The organism is Variovorax sp. OAS795 (genome assembly GCF_040546685.1).
GTDB lineage: Bacteria > Pseudomonadota > Gammaproteobacteria > Burkholderiales > Burkholderiaceae_C > Variovorax.
Genome location: NZ_JBEPOH010000002.1, coordinates 739369 through 758165, shown reverse-complemented (window position 1 = coordinate 758165; position 18797 = coordinate 739369). Strand labels below are relative to the sequence as shown.

Annotated in this window: 18 protein-coding genes and 1 pseudogene; 13 read left to right on the top strand and 6 right to left on the bottom strand. The window is 68.6% G+C overall.

Features of this window, described 5'->3' with window-relative positions:
• Positions 1 to 54 precede the first annotated feature (54 nt).
• The 5 genes from ABID97_RS29190 (at position 55) to ABID97_RS29170 (ending at position 5334) form a co-directional block, all read left to right on the top strand.
• Complete coding sequence (locus ABID97_RS29190; RefSeq protein ID WP_354402981.1) at positions 55 to 1776, top strand: phospholipase D-like domain-containing protein; 1722 nt, start codon at positions 55 to 57, stop codon at positions 1774 to 1776.
• Between the two features lie 64 nt (positions 1777 to 1840).
• Positions 1841 to 2440: a TetR/AcrR family transcriptional regulator gene (locus ABID97_RS29185; protein WP_354402980.1), complete on the top strand. Its 600-nt coding sequence runs from the start codon at positions 1841 to 1843 to the stop codon at positions 2438 to 2440.
• A gap of 141 nt (positions 2441 to 2581) precedes the next feature.
• On the top strand, positions 2582 to 3583 hold the full coding sequence (locus ABID97_RS29180) for an NADP-dependent oxidoreductase (RefSeq protein ID WP_354402979.1): 1002 nt from the start codon (positions 2582 to 2584) through the stop codon (positions 3581 to 3583).
• 48 nt (positions 3584 to 3631) lie between these two features.
• The gene (locus tag ABID97_RS29175; protein ID WP_354402978.1) at positions 3632 to 4336 is read left to right on the top strand and encodes an SDR family oxidoreductase; all 705 of its coding nucleotides are present in this window, start codon (positions 3632 to 3634) and stop codon (positions 4334 to 4336) included.
• Positions 4337 to 4365: 29 nt separating this feature from the next.
• Entirely contained in the window at positions 4366 to 5334 is a 969-nt protein-coding gene (locus ABID97_RS29170; RefSeq protein ID WP_354402977.1) for an alpha/beta fold hydrolase, read from the top strand.
• 26 nt (positions 5335 to 5360) lie between these two features.
• On the opposite strand, the gene ABID97_RS29165 is transcribed toward ABID97_RS29170, so the two are convergent.
• Positions 5361 to 6743: an MFS transporter gene (locus ABID97_RS29165; RefSeq protein ID WP_354402976.1), complete on the bottom strand. Its 1383-nt coding sequence runs from the start codon at positions 6741 to 6743 to the stop codon at positions 5361 to 5363.
• Between the two features lie 334 nt (positions 6744 to 7077).
• Between ABID97_RS29165 and ABID97_RS29160 the strand changes: the two genes are divergently transcribed.
• From ABID97_RS29160 to ABID97_RS29150, 3 genes are read left to right on the top strand one after another with little or no spacing between them, the layout of a single operon-like run.
• Complete coding sequence (locus ABID97_RS29160) at positions 7078 to 8061, top strand: amidohydrolase family protein (RefSeq protein ID WP_354402975.1); 984 nt, start codon at positions 7078 to 7080, stop codon at positions 8059 to 8061.
• A 30-nt stretch (positions 8062 to 8091) separates the two neighbouring features.
• Positions 8092 to 8961 carry an intradiol ring-cleavage dioxygenase gene (locus tag ABID97_RS29155; RefSeq protein ID WP_354402974.1) on the top strand — a complete coding sequence of 290 codons (870 nt, stop codon included), beginning with the start codon at positions 8092 to 8094 and terminating at the stop codon, positions 8959 to 8961.
• A 4-nt stretch (positions 8962 to 8965) separates the two neighbouring features.
• A complete protein-coding gene (locus tag ABID97_RS29150) occupies positions 8966 to 10027 on the top strand; it encodes a maleylacetate reductase (RefSeq protein WP_354402972.1) in 1062 nt (353 codons plus the stop codon).
• On the opposite strand, the gene ABID97_RS29145 is transcribed toward ABID97_RS29150, so the two are convergent.
• Both ABID97_RS29145 and ABID97_RS29140 read right to left on the bottom strand, forming a co-directional pair.
• Positions 10028 to 10981 (bottom strand): LysR family transcriptional regulator, encoded by a 954-nt coding sequence (locus tag ABID97_RS29145; protein WP_354402971.1) that lies wholly within the window; start codon positions 10979 to 10981, stop codon positions 10028 to 10030. It lies immediately after the preceding gene.
• Between the two features lie 24 nt (positions 10982 to 11005).
• Positions 11006 to 11542: a MarR family winged helix-turn-helix transcriptional regulator gene (locus tag ABID97_RS29140; RefSeq protein ID WP_354402970.1), complete on the bottom strand. Its 537-nt coding sequence runs from the start codon at positions 11540 to 11542 to the stop codon at positions 11006 to 11008.
• Between the two features lie 136 nt (positions 11543 to 11678).
• Between ABID97_RS29140 and ABID97_RS29135 the strand changes: the two genes are divergently transcribed.
• The 3 genes and pseudogenes from ABID97_RS29135 (at position 11679) to ABID97_RS29125 (ending at position 13504) form a co-directional block, all read left to right on the top strand.
• A complete protein-coding gene (locus ABID97_RS29135) occupies positions 11679 to 12944 on the top strand; it encodes an acyl-CoA dehydrogenase family protein (protein WP_354402968.1) in 1266 nt (421 codons plus the stop codon).
• Positions 12850 to 13110, top strand: a pseudogene (locus tag ABID97_RS29130) (hypothetical protein); the annotation flags it as partial. The gene ABID97_RS29135 and the pseudogene ABID97_RS29130, both read left to right, overlap by 95 nt.
• Before the next feature lie 100 nt (positions 13111 to 13210).
• Positions 13211 to 13504, top strand: coding sequence for a flavin reductase family protein (locus tag ABID97_RS29125; RefSeq protein WP_354402967.1), 294 nt, complete (start codon positions 13211 to 13213; stop codon positions 13502 to 13504).
• Between the two features lie 13 nt (positions 13505 to 13517).
• Here ABID97_RS29125 and ABID97_RS29120 read toward each other — a convergent pair whose 3' ends face one another.
• Positions 13518 to 14414, bottom strand: coding sequence for a LysR family transcriptional regulator (locus ABID97_RS29120; protein ID WP_354402966.1), 897 nt, complete (start codon positions 14412 to 14414; stop codon positions 13518 to 13520).
• Between the two features lie 109 nt (positions 14415 to 14523).
• Here ABID97_RS29120 and ABID97_RS29115 point away from each other — a divergent pair, with 109 nt between their 5' ends.
• Together ABID97_RS29115 and ABID97_RS29110 are read left to right on the top strand one after the other, a co-directional pair.
• Positions 14524 to 14997 (top strand): (2Fe-2S)-binding protein, encoded by a 474-nt coding sequence (locus ABID97_RS29115; protein WP_354402965.1) that lies wholly within the window; start codon positions 14524 to 14526, stop codon positions 14995 to 14997.
• A 13-nt stretch (positions 14998 to 15010) separates the two neighbouring features.
• Positions 15011 to 17260: a xanthine dehydrogenase family protein molybdopterin-binding subunit gene (locus ABID97_RS29110; protein WP_354402964.1), complete on the top strand. Its 2250-nt coding sequence runs from the start codon at positions 15011 to 15013 to the stop codon at positions 17258 to 17260.
• On the opposite strand, the gene ABID97_RS29105 is transcribed toward ABID97_RS29110, so the two are convergent.
• Together ABID97_RS29105 and ABID97_RS29100 are read right to left on the bottom strand one after the other, a co-directional pair.
• Entirely contained in the window at positions 17250 to 18215 is a 966-nt protein-coding gene (locus tag ABID97_RS29105; RefSeq protein ID WP_354402963.1) for a universal stress protein, read from the bottom strand. The genes ABID97_RS29110 and ABID97_RS29105 overlap by 11 nt on opposite strands.
• Before the next feature lie 127 nt (positions 18216 to 18342).
• Complete coding sequence (locus ABID97_RS29100) at positions 18343 to 18744, bottom strand: GreA/GreB family elongation factor (protein ID WP_354402962.1); 402 nt, start codon at positions 18742 to 18744, stop codon at positions 18343 to 18345.
• Between the last annotated feature and the right edge of the window lie 53 nt (positions 18745 to 18797).

Here is an 18797-nt window from a genome sequence, read left to right as displayed (position 1 = left end):
CGGAAGACTGCCTGCATCGATCGCCACTTTGCATCCGATGCACCGAGGACCGCCATGAACACCCCACCGTCTCTTGCCGCATGGCGTGCCGCATGCGAACCGCTTGCGTGCCGGTTCTGCATCGCCGCGCTGCATCACATGGAGCTCGCCCGCGTGCTGTGCGCCGCGGCCTTGGCGCTGCTCTCGCTGCTGGCGGGCTGCGCCGCGCTGCCGGGCGAGGTGCACCGCATCGCATCGCATGCGCGCACCGACGTGGAAGACAGCGCGCTTGCACGCATTGCCGCGGCGTCGCTGCCGGACATGGAAGGTGCGGCGGGCGAAGCCACCGAGATCTCCGGCGTGCGCCTGCTGCCGGGCGGCGACCAGGCCTTCGATGCACGCATCGCGCTCGCGCAGGCCGCGCGCCACACGCTCGATGCGCAGTACTACGTGGTGGCCGACGACGCCTCGGGGCGGCAGTTCCTGCGCGCGCTGCGCGATGCGGCCGCGCGCGGCGTGCGCGTGCGCCTGCTGGTGGACGACCTGTACACCGGCGGAGACGACCCGATGCTGGCCGGCCTGGCCACGCACGGCAACGTGCAGGTGCGCGTGTTCAACCCCCTGCCCGTGCGCAGCGGCGGCCTTCGCACGCGCGTGCTGCTGTCGCTGCACGAGATCGGCCGCGTGAACCGGCGCATGCACAACAAGCTCTTCATTGCCGACAACAGCTTCGCGATCACCGGCGGGCGCAACATCGCGGACGCGTACTTCGGGCGCAGCAAGCCGGCCAACTTCATCGACATGGACGCGCTCGTGGCCGGGCCCGCGGTGCGCGCGCTGTCGGCGAGCTTCGACGCCTTCTGGAACGGGCCCCTCTCCTACCCGTTCGAGGCCATCGCATCGGGCGGCGGCACGGCGGCCGGTGCGCGCGAGCGCTTCGCCGCGGTGCTGAGCGAGCTCGGCCCCGTGCTGCCGCCGGCCGACGAGCGCGATGCGCTGGGACGTGGCCCGGTCGGCGCGCAAATCGCGCAGGGGCGGGTCGACCTGGTGCCCGCGAAAGTGCGCGTGGTGGCCGACGCCGCCATGCAAGGCGCTGCGGTCGACGATGCCGGCGGCAGCCCCGACGAGCCCGAAGGAACGCTGCGCCGTGAAGGCCCGGCAATGGGCCCGGTGATGGCCGCGAACCTCGACCTTTTCAGGACGGCGCGCGCCGAGGTGCTCGTCGTCTCGCCCTACTTCGTCCCCATGCCCCGCATGATCGAAGCGCTGGCCGATGCGAGCCGCGGCGGTGCGCGCGTGGCGGTGATGACCAACTCGCTCGCCACCACCGACGAGCCGCTGGTGCACCACGGCTATGCACGCTACCGCGGCGCCCTGCTGCAGATGGGCGCCGCGCTCTATGAGCTCATGCCCGCCAGCGAACCGCATCCCGCCTGGAGCGGCACCGAAAGCGCGCGAGGCTCTCTCGGCCGGCTGCACGCCAAGCTGGCAGTGATCGACCGGCGCTGGTTCTACGTGGGCTCGATGAACATGGACCGGCGCTCCGCGCACTGCAACACCGAGCTCGGCCTGATCGTCGACAGCCCCGCGCTCGCCGCCGAGCTGGCCGACCTGATCCAGCGCGTGCGCATGCCCGCGAGCTTTGCCGTGAGCGCCGCGCCGGACGGCGGCGGCCTGCAATGGAGCTTCCTGCGCGACGGGCAGCGCCGGGTGCTGCGCCGCGAGCCGGAAACGAGCTGGCCGCAGCGCCTGCGCTGGTCGCTGCTGTCGCTGGTGGTGGACGAGGACCTCCTGTGACGCACGGAGCGGCGATCCGGATCGGCAGCGGCCGCGGTGCTTGACATGCGTTCTGCAAACACATATGATACGCATCATGCGAAACGCAAAGCACAACGCTAGGACAGCCGCCAAGGAAGCGTCGCATGAGCGCATCGTCTCCGCGGCCGCGCGGGCGATCCGCCGCAGCGGCTATGACGGCACGGGTGTGGCCGACATCATGAAGGAGGCCGGGCTCACGCACGGCGCCTTCTATGCCCACTTTCCGTCCCGCGAGGCCATGCTGGCCGAAGCCGCGGCCCGTGCATGCGCCGAAACGGCCGCCGCAACCGCCAGCGTCGTGGCCAGCGTGCCGTCGGAACAGGCCCTGGCTTCCATGATGCGCACCTACCTTTCGCCCGAGCATGTGGCGCAGGTGGAGCTAGGTTGCCCGCTGGCGGCACTGGGCTCCGAAACGCCGCGCCAGGCGCCCGAAGTGCGCCGCGTGACCACGCGCCACATCAAGGAAATGATCGATTTCGTCGCTCGCCAGTCGCCGGACTGGGGGCAGCCCGCTGCCCACGAACGCGCACTCGCGACCGTCGCCACGCTGGTGGGCACGCTGGTGCTGGCGCGCGCGGTCGACGAACCCGCGCTCTCGGCCAGCCTGTGCGAGGCGGCGCTGAAGCAGCTGGCCGCGCGCTGATTCCGGCGCCGTGCAGCCATGCCCTTCTTCTTCGCCCATAAATATGATGCTCATCATGCGAAACACGACCAAGCGGGTGGCGTTCGCGGCGCCGCTGCCGTTCCGTTCGCACACCCGCTCCAGCCCTGAACAAGGAAAGACATGAAAGCACTCACCTTCAAGCGCTACGGCAAATCGCCCGACATCGGGTTCACCGAGGTACCCCGCCCCACCCTCGAGCCCGACGAGCTGCTGGTGCAGGTGCACGCCGCGGGCGTCAACCCGATCGACAACATGATCCCGACGGGGCTCTTCAAGGCTGTCGTGAAGTTCGAGTTTCCGGCCACGCTGGGCAGCGACCTCGCCGGCGTGGTGATGGAAGTCGGCAGCCGCGTGACCCGCTTCAAGCCAGGCGATGCGATCTTCGCCAGCATTTTCGACACGGGCGCGGGCTCGATCGCCGAGTTCGCGGCGGTACCCGAAGGCGCTGCCGCGCTGAAGCCGGCCAACCTGGACTTCGTGCAGGCCGCATCGATGCCCATGGTCGGGCTCACTTCGTGGCAAGCACTGAAGGAGCGCTTGAAACTTCAAGCCGGCCAGCAGGTGTTCATCCCGGCGGGCTCCGGCGGTATCGGTACGTTTGCCATTCAGCTGGCCAAGCACCTGGGCGCCAAGGTCGGAACGACCACCAGCACGGGCAACGTCGAACTGGTACGCGGCCTCGGCGCCGACGAGATCGTCGACTACAAGAAGCAGGAATTCGAGAACGTGCTGCGCGGCTACGACGCGGTGCTGGGCACGGTGCGGGGCGACGCGATGGAAAAGGCGGTCGGCATCCTCAAGCCGGGCGGCGCGATGGTCTCGCTGGTCGGGCCGCTGGACGCGGCGTTCGCCCGGGCGCGCGGGCTGAACTTCGTCCTGACCTTCGTGTTCGCGATGATGAGCCGAAAGATCAAGCGGCTCGCAAAGCAGCGCGGCGTCAGCTACTCGTTTCTCTTTGCCCGCCCCGACGGGCACCAGCTCGCCGAGATCGGCGGACTCCTCGCGGCCGAGCGCATCCGCCCGGTGATCGACAAGGTGTTTCCGTTCGAGCAGGCGAAGGAAGCCCTCGAGTACCTCGCCCAGGGACGCGCCCGGGGCAAGGTGGTCGTCAAGGTGCGATAGGGGCAAGCGGTACAGGTCCCCTTCTTTTTTATCCATTTGGAGATTCCCATGAAGATCGAGAATTCCGTCGCCCTGGTCACGGGCGCCAATCGCGGCATCGGCCTGGCATTCGCACGCGAGCTGCTCGCGCGCGGTGCCCGCAAGGTCTACGTGGGTGCACGCGACACCGCCACCATCACGCAAGCCGGCGTCCAGGCCCTTCGGCTGGACGTCAACAATCCCGAAGACGTGGCCGCCGCCGCGGCATTGGCAACCGACGTGACGCTGGTGGTCAACAACGCCGGCATCGCCCAGCCCGGCGGCTTTCTCGCGGCCGACAGCGAAGAGGTGGCGCGGCGCATCTTCGAGACCAACTTCTTTGCGGTCCTGCGCGTGAGCAAGGCCTTTGCGCCGATCCTCAAGGCCAACGGCGGCGGCGCTCTGCTCAATGTGCTGTCGGTCGCCTCGTGGGTCAATGGCGGCGAGCTGGCCGCCTATTCGGCGAGCAAGTCGGCCGCGTGGTCGCTCACCAATGCGCTGCGCACCGAGCTCGCGGCGCAGAAGACCCAGGTGCTGGGGCTGCACATGGCCTATGTCGACACCGACCTCACGCGTGGCTTCGATGTGCCCAAGTCGAGCGCCGAGGACATCGTCGCGCGCGCGTTCGACGGCCTCGAAGCCGGCGCCGACGAGGTGCTGGCCGATGAGCTCACCCAGCAGGTCAGGCGCGGCATGACCGCGCCCAGGCCCAGCTACCTGCCGCAAACGGCCTGACGCGTTCACGCACCACCGGAGACAGCGCAATGCGCCATTCGTCCAAAGCCGCCGCGCTCGCCCTCGCGTTGGCCGCATCGGCCCTTTCGCAACCGGCCGGGGCCGCCGATGCACCGGCCGACGGCACGAGGACCCGTGCACCGTCCACGGACCTGGCGCCGCGCGTGACCTGGGCCAACGTTCCCACGCAATCCATCTCGGCGGGCGGCATCGACTTCGCCTACCGCGAGATGGGAACGCAGAACGGCGGCACGCCCGTGGTGTTCCTGGTCCACCTGGCCGCGGTGCTGGACAACTGGGATCCGCGCATCATGGACGGTATCGCGGCCAGGCACCACGTGATCGCCTTCGACAACCGCGGCGTCGGCGCGAGCAGCGGATCGCCCTCCAGCGCGATGGAAGAGATGGCCGACGACGCCATCACCTTCATCAAGGCGAAGGGCTTCGGGCAGGTCGATCTCTTCGGCTTCTCGATGGGCGGCATGATCGCGCAGGAGATCGTGCTGAAGGAGCCGCAGCTCGTGCGCAGGATGATCCTCGCGGGCACGGGCCCCGCAGGCGGCGAGGGCATCAGCACGGTGGCCCGCGTCGCCAACTACGACCTGCTGCGCGGCCTGTTCACGGGCCAGGATCCGAAGCAGTTCCTGTTCTTCACGCGCACGCTCGGCGGCATCGAGTCGGGCAAGGCCTTCCTGCAGCGGCTGAAGGAACGCACGGACCACCGCGACAAGGACATCACGATCACCGCCTACATGGCGCAGTTGCGGGCACTCGCGGCCTGGGGCAAGAAGGCGCCCGTCGACCTGTCGGTGGTGGAGCAGCCCGTGCTCGTCGCCAACGGTGACGACGACCGCATGGTTCCGACATCGAACTCGCACGACCTGGCACGCCGGCTTCCGCACGGCACGCTGGTCATCTACCCCGATGCGGGACATGGCGGCATCTTCCAGTTCCACGCGGAGTTCGTGCCCACCGCGCTGGCGTTCCTCGCGCGATAAAGCGGCGAGGAGTCTCATCGCCGCAGTCAGGCGCCCGGCATCCGGGGCACCCCCGCGATCGACTTGTCCACTGCGGCAAGGGCCTCCGCGCGCAGTGCCGACGCCGAGGCCGACCGGTCGTGCTGGATCAGCAGCACCGCGACCATGCCGATGACGGCCGGAATCGCGATGGCGATGAAATTCTGGTGCAGCGGGAGGTTCATGCCCACCAGCACGCCGATCAGGATCGGCGCCAGGATCGCGCCGCTGCGGCCGACGCCCAATGCCCATCCGAGCCCGGTGGCGCGCACGGCCATTGGATAGAACTGGCCCGCGTAGGCGTTGGCCACGATCTGCGTGCCGATGGTCGAGGCGCCGGCCAGGCCGATGAGGACGAACAGCGCCGGCGTCGGCATCTTGTAGCCCAGCAGCGTGAGCGAGACGGCCGCCAGCGCATACATCCCCGCGAGCACGTACTTGATGTGGAAGCGGTCGGCGAGCCATCCGCCGCCGATGGCGCCGACCATGGCGCCGACGTTCAGCACCAGCACGAAGGTCAGCGCCGAGCCGAGGCTGTAGCCCGCCCCCGCCATGAGCTTGGTGAGCCATGAACTCAGCGCGAAGACCATGAACAGGCACATGAAGAAAGCGATCCAGAACATCACCGTGCTGAACCCCCGGCCGTCGTAGAAGAGGTGCTTGATCGGCGCGCTGTCGGCCCGGTCCTTGGCGGGCACCACGAAGCTGTCGGTGGCCACGGGCCGGTAGCCCGGCTCCAGGCGTGCGGCGATGTTCCTGAGCTCGTCGACGCGGCCCTTGGCCAGCAGGAACGGCATCGATTCGGGCATCGACTTCAGGATGAACGGGATCAGCAACACCGGCACGCCCGCCGCGAAGAAGACCGACTGCCAGCCATAGCTCTCGATCAGTCCCTTGCCGAGGATCGCGGCGATGATGCCCCCGACCGCATAGCCGCTGAACATCAGCGTGACGAGCGTGGCGCGTATCTTCTTCGGCGAGTACTCGGTCATCTGCGCCACCACGTTCGGCATCACGCCACCGATGCCGAGCCCCGCGAGAAAGCGCATGGCGCTGAACGCCAGCGGCGTCTCGGCCAGCCCCGCGGCCGCCGTGAAGACGCTGAACAAGGCCACGCAGATGGCGATCGCGCGGGGCCGGCCGATGCGGTCGGCGATGGTGCCCATGAAGATGGCGCCGAACATCATGCCGAAGAGCGCGGAGCTCACCATGAAGCCGGCGTTGGTCGCATCCACGCCCATCTTCTTCATGATCGATGGCAAGGCGATGCCGACCACCGCGAGGTCGTAGCCGTCGAACACGATGATGAGCGCACACCAGAGCAGCACGAGGCCGTGGAAGCGGTTGAAGCGAGCATCGTCTGCCAGCTTGTGAAGGTCGATCTGACGCATGGCGCTTGTCTCCGATTCGAATGGCAAAGGTGCCTGGTGCGCCGCCCGCGTCTCGCAATGGAAGTTGCGGCACCGGCAGCGATGGAGGCGATCATGGTCGTGCCGTCCCGCGGGGTCCAACGCATTTTCCGGATGCCCTCTATGCGGCTCGTGAATGTTGGGGCGGGTCTACCCACAGGCCGTGGGCGCCCATGCGATCCCCGAATGCGCGCTATCACCGATCTTTGTTGGACCGCCCTTGCCCGCTCTCATAGATTGCCCTCAGGTCGAGCGCCGCTGTGGCGCTGCCGTCGGTCAGCTGTTCGCGGCAATGCCCGCGCAAAAGGAGACAGGTATGCAAGGAAAGATCGGACTCGAGGAACATTTCGCGATTCCCGAAACGCTGCAGGATTCGGCCGGCTTCGTGCCCGGCGCGTATTGGCGCGAGCTCAGCATGCGCCTGCTCGACCTGCACGAGGTGCGCCTGCGCCAGATGGACGCGAACGGCATGGAGATGATGATCCTGTCGCTGAACGCGCCCGCCGTGCAGGCGGTGCCGGACCCGAAGAAAGCCTATGAGCTCGCGGTGCGCGCCAACGACTTCCTGGCCGAGCAGGTGGCAAGGCGGCCCGACCGCTTCCAGGCCTTTGCCGCGCTCCCGATGCAGGACCCCGACAAGGCCACGGAGGAGCTCGAGCGCTGCATGACCCAGCTGGGCTTTCGCGGCGCGCTGGTCAATGGCTTCTCGCAGGTCGGCACGGCCGACAATGCCGTCTACTACGACGCGCCTCAGTACGCATCGTTCTGGGCCGCGGCGGAGCGGCTGGATGCGCCCTTCTACCTGCATCCACGCAATCCGCTCGCGAGCTGGGCACAGATCTACGAAGGCCACCCCTGGCTGCTCGGCCCCACCTGGGCCTTTGCGCAGGAAACCGCGGTGCACGCGCTGCGCCTCATGGCCAGCGGCCTCTTCGATCGGCACCCCGGCCTCAAGATCATCCTCGGCCACCTGGGCGAAGGCCTGCCCTACAACATGTGGCGCGTCGACCACCGCAATGCCTGGGTCGAGGCGCCCAAGGGCTACCCTGCCAAGCGCAAGCTGTGCGACTACTTCAACGAGAACTTCTACCTCACGACCTCGGGCAACTTCCGCACCCAGACGCTGATCGATGCGATGCTGGAGATCGGGTCGGACCGGATCCTGTTCTCGACCGATTGGCCGTTCGAGAACATCGACCACGCGTCGAACTGGTTCAACGACGCGAGCATCAGCGAGGCCGACCGCAAGAAGATCGGGCGCACCAACGCGCTGTCGCTGTTCAAGCTGCCGCTGTCCTGAGCCATTCCGGAAAAAAAGGCAAGGCCGCACATGATCGATATCGACGAATGGACCATCACCAGCGCCGCGCTGAAGGCGCAAGCCGCGACGCCCGAGCCGCGCCTGAAGACGGTGATGGACAGCCTGGTGCGGCACCTGCACGACTTTGCGCGCGAGGTGCAGCTCACCGAGGCCGAGTGGTCGCAGGGCATCGGCTTTCTCACCGCCGCCGGAAGGATCACCGACGACAAGCGACAGGAATTCATCCTGTTATCGGACGTGCTGGGACTTTCGACGCTGGTCACCGCGCAATGCAACCGTCGCCCCTCGGGCTGCACCGAGGCAACGGTGTTCGGTCCCTTCTACGTGCCCGATGCGCCCGCGTATTCGCATGGCGACGACATCGCGAACGGTGCGAGCGGCGAGCCCTGCTTCGTCAGCGGAACCATCCGCGGCATCAATGGCGAGCGCATCGCGCATGCGAGCATCGACGTGTGGCAGTCCGACGATGAGGGCTGCTACGACGTGCAGCGCCCGGAGCTCGACCACGCGCAGGGCCGGGGCCACCTGACGAGCCTCGAGGATGGCCGCTACCATTTCAAGTCCATCGTCGCCGTGCCCTATGCCATTCCGCACGACGGCCCGGTCGGCCAGCTGCTGGAGCGGCTCGGACGCCATCCGTGGCGTCCCGCGCACCTGCATTTCATGATCAGGGCGACGGGCTACGAGACGCTCATCACCCATGTGTTCCGCGCTGGCGGCAGCTACCTGGGCTCGGACGCCGTGTTCGGCGTGCGCTCCTCGCTCATTGCCGACTGGCAGCGCCACGAGCCCGGCATCGCGCCCGACGGCACGCGCATGGACACGCCCTTCTACACACTCGACTACGATTTCGTCCTGAACAGCGTACCGAGGGACTAGGCACATGGACCGCTTCGTCTACACCGCGAGCGCTTCGCGCATCGTCTTCGGCGCGGACAGCGTCGACCAACTGCCGGCGGAGATCGAACGCCTCGGCGCGAAGCGTGCGCTGGTGCTGTGCACGCCCAACCAGCGCGCGCAGGCCGAGGCCATTGCCGGCCGCCTGCCCGGCCGCGTCGCATCCATCTTCGACGAAGCGGCCATGCACGTGCCGATCGAGATTGCGCGCAAGGCCCGCGCACTGGCCTCGGAGCTGAAGGCGGACTGCGCGCTGGCCATCGGCGGCGGCTCCACCATCGGCCTGGGCAAGGCCATCGCGCTGGAGTCCGGCCTGCCGATCATCGCGGTACCGACGACCTATGCGGGCAGCGAGGCGACGCCCATCTACGGCATCACCGAGCAGGGCCTGAAGAAGACCGGGCGCGATCCGCGCGTGCTTCCGAGCGTGGTGGTCTACGACCCGATGCTCACGCTGTCGCTGCCGCTGGACCTCACGGTCACGAGCGCGATCAATGCGATGGCGCATGCGGCGGAGGGCCTGTACGCGCACGACAGCAACCCCGTGATCGCGCTGATGGCCGAAGAGGGCATTCGCGCCTGCGCCGCCTCGCTGCAGCCGCTGCGCGACAACCCGCACGACCTGCCGGCCCGCAGCCTGGCGCTCTATGGTGCGTGGCTGTGCGGCACGGTGCTGGGCGCCGTGTCCATGGGCCTGCACCACAAGCTGTGCCACACCCTGGGCGGCAGCTTCGACCTGCCGCATGCGCAGGTGCACACGGTGGTTCTTCCGCATGCGCTCAGGTACAACGCCGCCGCGGCGCCGGCAGCCATGGCCCGCATTGCACGGGCGCTCGGCGTGGCGGATGCACCGACGGGCCTGTTCGAACTGGCACGGGCGCATGGCGCGCCGGTGTCGCTGAAGGCGATCGGCATGCCGGCCGACGGGCTGGAGAAAGCGGCCGGGCTCGCCGCCTCGAACCAGTATCCGAATCCACGTCCGCTCGAGAAGTCGGCGCTGCGCGCCCTGCTCGAACGCGCCTTCGAAGGCGCCGCGCCCGCGGCCTGATCACCGGCTTGGCGCCGGCGGCACGCTCTCGCGGCGGGACCGCTCGTGGAAGAGGCCGAAGATCAGCTCGCGCAGCCAGCGGTTGCCGCTGTCCTGGTGGAAGCGCTCGTGCCACTGCTGCCGGATCTCGAAGGGCGTGACCTCGAAGGGCGCATCGACGCTGCGCAGGTCCGCGCGCGTGGCCACCATGGCGTGGGCGAGGCGTGCCGGCGCGGTCAGCAGCAGGCCCGAGGTCGCGACGATAGAGGCCAGGCCCAGCGAATGGGCGGCCGTGAGGACCACGCGCCGCCGGTCGAGCGCGCCCGCCCGCTCCAGGGTCTGCTGGAGCTGGGAATCGGTCGTTCCCTGCGGCCGGTAGGCGATGTGTTCGGCCGCAAGATAGTCGTCGAGCTCGATGCGCTCGCGCGCGCCCAGCGGTGACGCCTTCGACATCAGCACCACGAAGGTCTCGTCGAACAGCCGCTGCTGGTAGAACGACGGGCCCATCGCTTCCCAGCTGCCGAGCGCGATGTCGATCTGCCCGTGCAGCATGCGCTGCCGCGCGTCGGCCATGGAAACGTCCACGGTCTCGAAGCGAACGCCGGGCGCGATGCCGCGCGCGACCGACAGCAGCTCCGGCATCATGACCAGCTGCCCGATGTCGTTGACCGCAAGCCGGAAGATGCGGCTCGACGTGCCGGGCTCGAAGGTGCGGCCCTGGTCGATGGCCTGCACCAGGCAGGCAATGCCTTCCTCGATGGGCGCGATGAGCCGCTCCGCGACCGGCGTGGGCACCATGCCATCGGCCGAGCGCACGAACAGCGCATCGTTGAAGCGCTCTCGCATGCGCTTGAGCGCGTTGCTCACCGCCGATTGCGTCATGCCGAGGCGCTCGCCCGCGAGCGTCACGCTGCGCGTCGCGTAGATCGCCTGGAACACCAGGAACAGGTTCAGGTCGATGGAGTTGATGTTCATTGCGCCGCTCCTTCTGGCGAGCCGCTACTCGTTGTCCAGCACGGCCAGGTTGTCGTAGACCATCCGCAGCATGTCCCGGAGGGACTCGGCCTGCGCGGCCGTGAGCCCGGACAGCGAGACGCGCTCGTACACCTGGGCCAGCGGGATGATCCGCAGCGTGAGGTCGCGGCCCGCCTCGGTCAGGCTCAGCGCGAGCGCGCGGGCATCCTCGTCCGACCGGTCGCGCACCACGATGCCGCGCTGCAGCAGCCCGTCGACCACGCGGGAGAGCGTGGAAGCGTCGGTCGACGTGTGCAGCGCCAGGTCGGAGAGCCGCTGGTGTGCCTTGTGGTGCAGCGCGACGCAGACCCGCCACTCGGTCAGCGAGAGCTTGAACTGCCTGAGCTCCTTGCTGAACGACTGCCCCATTCGCATGCCCGCGCGTGCAAGCAGGTAGGGAATGGCCCGCTCGAGGTCGTGGTCCGCCACTTTATCTGCGGATGCATTCAATTTGGCGGGCACTTCGGCGCGCGACTTGCGCAGCCGGCGAGGTTCCGCTGCGGAGGATTTTCTTGTGGCCATGCCGAATGCTACAGGCAGATCTTGCGCCGGACATAGCGTAAACCCCAATCAATTATTAATTGCATTTGCAAGTGTATTGGTCTTCAATCGAGGCCTTCACTGTCGCGTTCCATTCAACCCATCCGGAGCCTCCCCCATGACTGAAGCCATGAACCCTTTTGCCCGCCTCAACCGCGTCGAGCTGCCCGCCCCGGGCCGGAAGTCGCCCGTGAAAGATGCGCCCTCGATCGAAACAATAGCTGCATCTGCAAGCAATCTGGTGCCGATGCTGCGCGAGCGGGCGCAGCGCACCGAGCAGGACCGCCGCGTTTCCGAAGCCACCACGCAGGCCTTCCACGACGCGGGCTTCTTCCGGCTCATGCAGCCCGCGCGCTACGGCGGCTATGAGTACGGCTTCACCGCGTTCATCGACGTGGTCAGCGAACTGGCGCGCGGCTGCACCTCGTCGTCATGGGGCTGCTCGCTGGGCGCCATTCACCAGTGGCTGGTCGGGATCTTTCCGGAAGAAGCGCAGGACGACGTCTGGCGCAAGAACCCGGACGCGATCGTCTGCGGCTCGTATGCGCCCGCGACCATGGCCCAGAAGGTGGACGGCGGCTACCTGGTGCAGGGCAAGTGGCTCTTCGCATCCAACGTGGACAACTCCCAGTGGGCGTTGCTGGGTGTGCAGTTTCCGCCCGAGGAAAAAGGCGCGCCGCCGACGGCCGGCTTCCTGCTCGCGCCGCGGGCCGACTGGGCCATCGAGGACAACTGGCACGTCGCCGGCCAGGCGGGCACGGGCTCCAAGGGCATCGTCATCGACAAGCCGGTGTTCATTCCGGGGCACCGCAAGCTGACCTTCGCGGAAGCTTCGTCCAACAACCCGCCCGGCGCCCGGGTCAACACCAATCCGATCTACCGCATTCCCTTTCTTTCGGCGGTGCCGGTCTGCCTGGTGTCGCCGATCATCGGCACGGCGCAAGGCGCGGTCGACGAGCTGATCGAGCTGGCCGGCACGCGCGTCACCCGCGGCGCCGTGGCCGGCGGCGGCAGCCGGCTGAGCGAATTCTTTCCCGTCCAGTCGCGCCTGGCCGAAGCTTCGGCCAGCGTCGACGCGGCGCGGCTTCTTCTCTATCGCGACACCGCGCAGGTGGAGCAGATGGCCTTCGAAGGCCATGCCATCAGCATCGAGCAGCGCATCCGCAACCGCCGCGACCATGCGTTTGCCGCTCGGCTTTCGCGCGATGCGGTCGAGGCGGTGTTCGCCAGCGTGGGCGGCGCGGGCCTGGCGCTGAACCAGCCGATCCAGCGCATGTGGCGCGACACCAATGCGATCTCGCGCCACATCAGCCTCAACTGGGACGCGGTGTCTTCGATGGTGGGCCAGTACCTGCTCGGCCTGGAGCCCAAGGGCCAGTACTGAGCGGGAACAGGCCATGTACTCCTGGGCTCTCATCACGGGCGACGCGGCCGAGACGGTCGATGCGCGCCAGCTGCGCCAGGCGCTCGGCGCCTTTCCCACGGGCGTGTGCCTCGTGACCACCACCACGGCCGACGGCAAGCGCGAGGGCATGACGATCAACTCGTTCGCCTCGGTGTCGCTCGATCCGCCATTGCTGCTGTGGAGCATCCGCGACGACACGCGCAGCGGCCGACGCCTTCCTTGCAAGCCGGCCGTTCAATCTCAGCGTGCTGACCGCCGGGCAGCGCGAGCTGGCCTGGCACTTCGCCAAGCCCGCGGCCGACAAGTTCGAACGCTTCGCCGATGCCTTCGAGACCGGGGCCAACGGCTGCGCGCGGCTTCTGGACAGCGTGGCCACCTTCGAATGCGCGACCTACTCGCGCCACCAGGAAGGCGACCACACCATCATCCTCGGCCGCGTGGAGCGCTTCTCGCGCACCGACACGCCGCCCCTGCTCTTTCATTCGGGGCAGATGGGCTCGCTGTGGGAGCTTGCCGAGACCCTGGCGCGTCCGCGCTGACGCCGCCTTTCGCTCAGGGCCGGTGCCGCCCCACGTACTCGACCAGCGCCTTCAGCTTGGAAGGCTGGTCGTGGCGGCTGGGGTAGTACAGATGAAAGCCCGGGAAGGTCGGCGAGAAAGCCGTGAGCACGCGCTTCAACCGCTTGGCCCGGATGTGGGGACGCGCCAGCTGCTCGAAGGTGTAGGCCAGCCCGACGCCTTCGAGCGCGGCGTCCAGGCCGAACATCGTGTCGCTGAGCGTGAGATTGCCCGCGATGTCGTATTCCGTGAGCCGGCCGTCCACCTCGAACTCCCACTTGTAGATCGCCCCCGTGGCGGCGAAGCGGAAGCGGATGCAGTTGTGGCGCACGAGTTCATCGGGGTGCCGGGGCGCGGGCACGCGCTTCAGGTACTCGGGCGAAGCCACCACCGCCACCGCCACCGGTCCGCCGATGGGCACGGCCACCATGTCGCGGTGGATGCTCTCGCCAAACCGGATGCCGGCATCGAAGCCTTTGTCGACGATGTCGACGAAGCCCTCGTCGTTGGTCAGCTCGAGGTGGACATTCGGATTGGCGCGCAGGAATCCATCGAGCAAGGGTCGCAGCACCAGCGCGGTCGACACCCGCGCGGCATTGAGCCGCAAGGTGCCCGAGGGGCGGCCCTGCAGCACGTGCAGCTCGTCGCCCGCCTCGATGACCTGGCCTAGCGCCGGACCGACGCGCGCGAGGTAGGCCTCGCCCGCTTCGGTGAGGCTCACGCTGCGCGTGGTCCGGTTCAACAGGCGCACACCCAGCCGGGCCTCCAGTTGCCGGATCGCCTGGCTCAGCGCGGAGGGCGATACTGCCAGGTCGGCGGCCGCCGCGGTGAACCCGCCATGCTCGGCAACCTTCCAGAACGCCATCAATCCGTCGAGTTGATTCAGCTTCATACCTTGAAGCTTAACTTCACAGGGTATGCAGCATTGATCCGTTTTTCTTTCAGATGAAAGTTCGTAAAGTCGGCGCACCCACACTCCTCCCACTTTCGGAGATCCGCCCATGAGCGCGCTCAACGTCAACGGCCGAAACCACACGGTCGACGCCGACCCCGGTACCCCCATCCTCTGGGCCCTGCGCGACACGCTGGGCATGACCGGCACCAAGTTCGGCTGCGGCGCGGCGCTCTGCGGCGCCTGCACGGTGCACCTGGACGGCCAGGCCATCCGATCGTGCATCACGCCCATCTCGGCGGCCGAGGGCAAGAAAATCGTCACCATCGAAGCCGCGACCGATGGCAGCGACCCGGTCGGCGCCGCGGTGCACGCGGCCTGGGTCAAGCACGACGTCGCGCAGTGCGGCTACTGCCAGAGCGGGCAGATCATGAGCGCGACGGCGTTCCTCAAGTCGCAGCCCAAGGGCAAGCAGCCCACCGCTGCCGAGATCGACGGCGCCATGGCCGGCAACATCTGCCGCTGCGGCACCTACGCACGCATTCGCGCCGCGGTGGCCGATGCCGCCCAAGCCCTCGCCTGAAAGAGCACCCACCATGCTGCCCACCCACATCGACCCCAGCGAACTGCCGCGCGCGCTGCAGCGCCTCCTGGCCGCAAGCCAGCCCGGCGAAGCCGCCGCCGCGCTGCCGCGCCGCAGCTTCCTGAAGCTCGCGGGCATCGGCGGCCTCGCGATCGGCGCCTTTCCCCACTTGGCCGTGGCCCAGGCCGGCGGCGCGGCAAAGCCCGCGGGTGCGCTCAAGCCGTCGCAGCAGCCGCTCGCCTTCGTGCAGATCGCGCCCAATGGCGAAGTCACCGTGACCCACAACCGGCTCGAATTCGGCCAGGGCGTGCAGACCGGCCTGCCGATGATCCTGGCCGAAGAGCTCGATGCCGACTGGCGCCTGGTGCGCAGCAAGAGCGGCACCAACGACCCGGCCTACCACGACCCGGTCTTCGGCATGCACCTCACAGGCGGCTCCAACTCGATCAAGAACAGCTTCACGCAATACCGCGAACTCGGCGCGCGCGCGCGGGCCATGCTGCTGTCGGCCGCGGCCGCCAGATGGAAAGTGGACGTCGCCACGCTGCGCACGCAGTCCGGCACGGTGCTGGCCGCGGATGGCCGCAAGCTCGGCTACGGCGAACTGGCCGAGGCCGCGATGGCGCTGCCTGTGCCCGAGAAGGTCACGCTCAAGGATCCGAAGGATTTCAGGATCATCGGCCAGCCGACCACGCGGCTCGATGCGCGCGCCAAGAGCAGCGGACGCCAGGACTTCGGCATCGACGTCAAGCACGCGGGCCAGCTCACGGCCGTGGTCGCGCATCCGCCGGTGTTCGGTGCGCGCCTCAAGTCGGTCGATGACGCAGCGGCGCGTGCCGTGAAGGGCGTGAAGGCCGTGCTGCGCGTGCCGCTGGACCGCGGCGCCGAAGGCGTGGCGGTGGTGGCCGACGGCTACTGGCCCGCCAAGATGGGCCGCGATGCACTGAAGCTGCAATGGGACACGTCGGCCGTCGAGAAGGTCGACAGCGACAGGCAACTGGTGCAATACCGCGAGCTGGCCGCGAAGCCGGGCGCGCGCAAGTTCGACGCCGACATGGCGCCGCTGGCCAAGGCCCCTCGCAAGCTCGAAGCCGAGTTCGTGTTCCCCTATCTCGCGCATGCGCCGATGGAGCCGCTGAACTGCACCGTGAAGCTCTCGGCCGACCGCGCCGAGCTCTGGGTCGGCACCCAGAGCGCCGGGCTGGACGCGGCCGCGGCGGCGCGCGTGCTGGGCCTCAAGCCCGAGCAGGTGAGCGTGCATGTGCAGATGGCGGGCGGCGGCTTCGGCCGGCGCTTCGTGGGCTCGAGCGACTACGTGGTCGAGGCCTGCGAGATCGCCAAGGCCGTGCGCACCGCGGGCCTGGACGCACCGGTGCGCCTGCTGTACAGCCGCGAGGACGACATCAAGGGCGGCTACTACCGCCCCATGCACCTGCACCGCGCGCGCATCGGCTTCGACGAGCGCGGCAAGGTGCTGGCGTGGGACCACGTCATCGTGGGCCAGTCGATCCTCACGGGCACGGTGTTCGAGCCGTTCCAGGTGAAGGACGGCATCGACGCGACCGCCACCGAAGGCATGCGCGAACCCTACCCGATCCCGATGCGCCTGACCGTGCACCACCCCAAGGTCAACGTGCCCGTCCTGTGGTGGCGCAGCGTGGGCTCCACCCACACCGCCTTCGTGATGGAGACGCTGATCGACGAGATCGCACGCAGCACGAAGCAGGACCCGGTCGCCTACCGCATGGGCCTGTTCGGCGACAAGCATCCGCGCCACCGCGCCGCGTTGCAGCTCGCAGTCGACAGGAGCGGCTACGGCAAGAAGCCGCTGGCCGCCGGCCGCGCCTGGGGCGTGGCGGTGCACGAGTCCTTCGAGTCGGTGGTGGCCTACGTGGTCGAGGCCTCGGTGAAGGACGGCCAGCCGGTGCTGCACCGCGCCACGGCCGGCGTGCATTGCAACCTGGCCGTGAACCCGCGCAGCGTCGAGGCGCAGGTGCAGGGCGCCGCGGTGATGGGCCTGTCGATGTGCCTCGCCGGCGCCGCCATCACGCTGAAGGACGGTGTGGTGCAGCAGAGCAATTTCGGCGATTTCGCGGTCCCGCGCATCACCGACATGCCGGAGTTCGCGGTGCACATCGTGCCGAGCGCGGAGCCGCCGAAGGGCATCGGCGAGCCGGGCCTGCCGCCGCTGGCGCCGGCCTTCGCGAACGCCATCGTGCAGCTCACCGGCAAGCCGCTGCGGCAGCTGCCTTTCAACGTCTAGCACCGTTGCCGGTGGCGCCGAGCCGATGGATCGCCGGCTCGTCGGGTATGCCGGCGCGCAGGCGGCGCACCACGCGCCGGCCTGCTGAAGGCTGCCCGCGTGCCGCGGCACGCCGGGCCAGGTCGTGGCTGCCGTGCGGCACCACCAGCACATCGCCGGCGCCGCCGCCGAGCACGCGCCGGGCCACGCTGCCGAACAGGAAGTCCGACAGCGCCGAAGCGGGATGCTTGCCGACGACGATGAGCTCGGCGCCGCTGCGCTGCTGCTGCACCAGCACCTGGCGCGCCGGGTTCCCGTGCCCGATGGCCGACAGCACGCGGTTGCGGCGTGCCTCGTACGAGTCGGTGAGCCAGAACATCCGGTCGCGCGCATGGCGCAGGCATTCGTCGCGGTACGCCTTGATCGCCTGCTCGGAGACTTCCGCGTAGCGCAGCTTGCCCTCGTTGGCCGTGCTGATGGCGTGGAACAGCTCGATGCGCGCCTGCTGGTTGAGCGCAGCGCCGAGCGCCACCAGGCCGCGCGACGCTTCGGAAAAATCGACCGCCACGACCAGGCTGCGGTAAGGGCCCGGGGCCGGGTGCCTTACGACGAGGACCGGACACTGGCGCTGCCGCAGCACGGCCTCGACCGGCTCGCCCATGAAGAACGCCCGGAGGCCCCGCACGGGCGCAGTGCCCCAGACCAGCAGGTCGGCATCGTGCGCAGAGGCGAGGACATCCTCGACAGTGAAAGCCGTCCGGTTCACGGTGCGCGTGCGGATGCCATGGCGCTGTTCGAGCTGCAACGCATGGTGCGCGAGACGGCATACGGCATCGGGCGGCGGCTCCCCGGGGAATGCCACGCAAAGCAGCTTGAGCGCGGCGCCATGCTCGGCGCACAGGAGCGCTGCGCGGTCGAGCGCGTGGTTGCCTTGAACGGAAAAATCGGTGATCGCGAGAATGGAACGGGGAATCATTGCAAGATCCTTTGGCAATGGCTGCGCCCGCACCGGGCCCGCCGACGGGTGTCGGTTGCCTGGGTTCCGGGTGCGCGTGCTGGAAAAGCGGCCCTTGTCGGGGGCCCGGGAACGGCCTTGCCTTCGGCTACGCGGCGTAGTCGCCCGCGGCCTCGGGCTGGAAGACGATGGCCTTCACCTCGGCGGCGCACTCGTCGCCATTGGGTGTGCGCCACCTGGCCGTCTCTCCGGCGCGCAGGCCCAGAAGGCCGTTGCCCACCGGCGAGAGCACCGAGATGAGGCCTGCCGAGGGCACGGCGTCTTCGGGATAGCAGATGGTGAGAACCTGCTGCGCGCGTGTGCGCACGTCGATGATCTCGACCTTCGAGTTCATCGTCACCACGCCCGGGTGAACCGCGCGCGCGTCCGTGACCTCCGCGCTGGCGAGCAGGTCCGCAAGGCTCGGCGAAAGCTGGCGCTCGAGCAGCTTGCTCAGGCGGGCGAAGTCAAGGCCGGTGAGCGTGCGCTCGCCGTTGATCGTTGCATGCATCGACGCACTCCATCGAATGCGATCGCCGTCCGGGGGGCTGGCGCTCGCGGTCG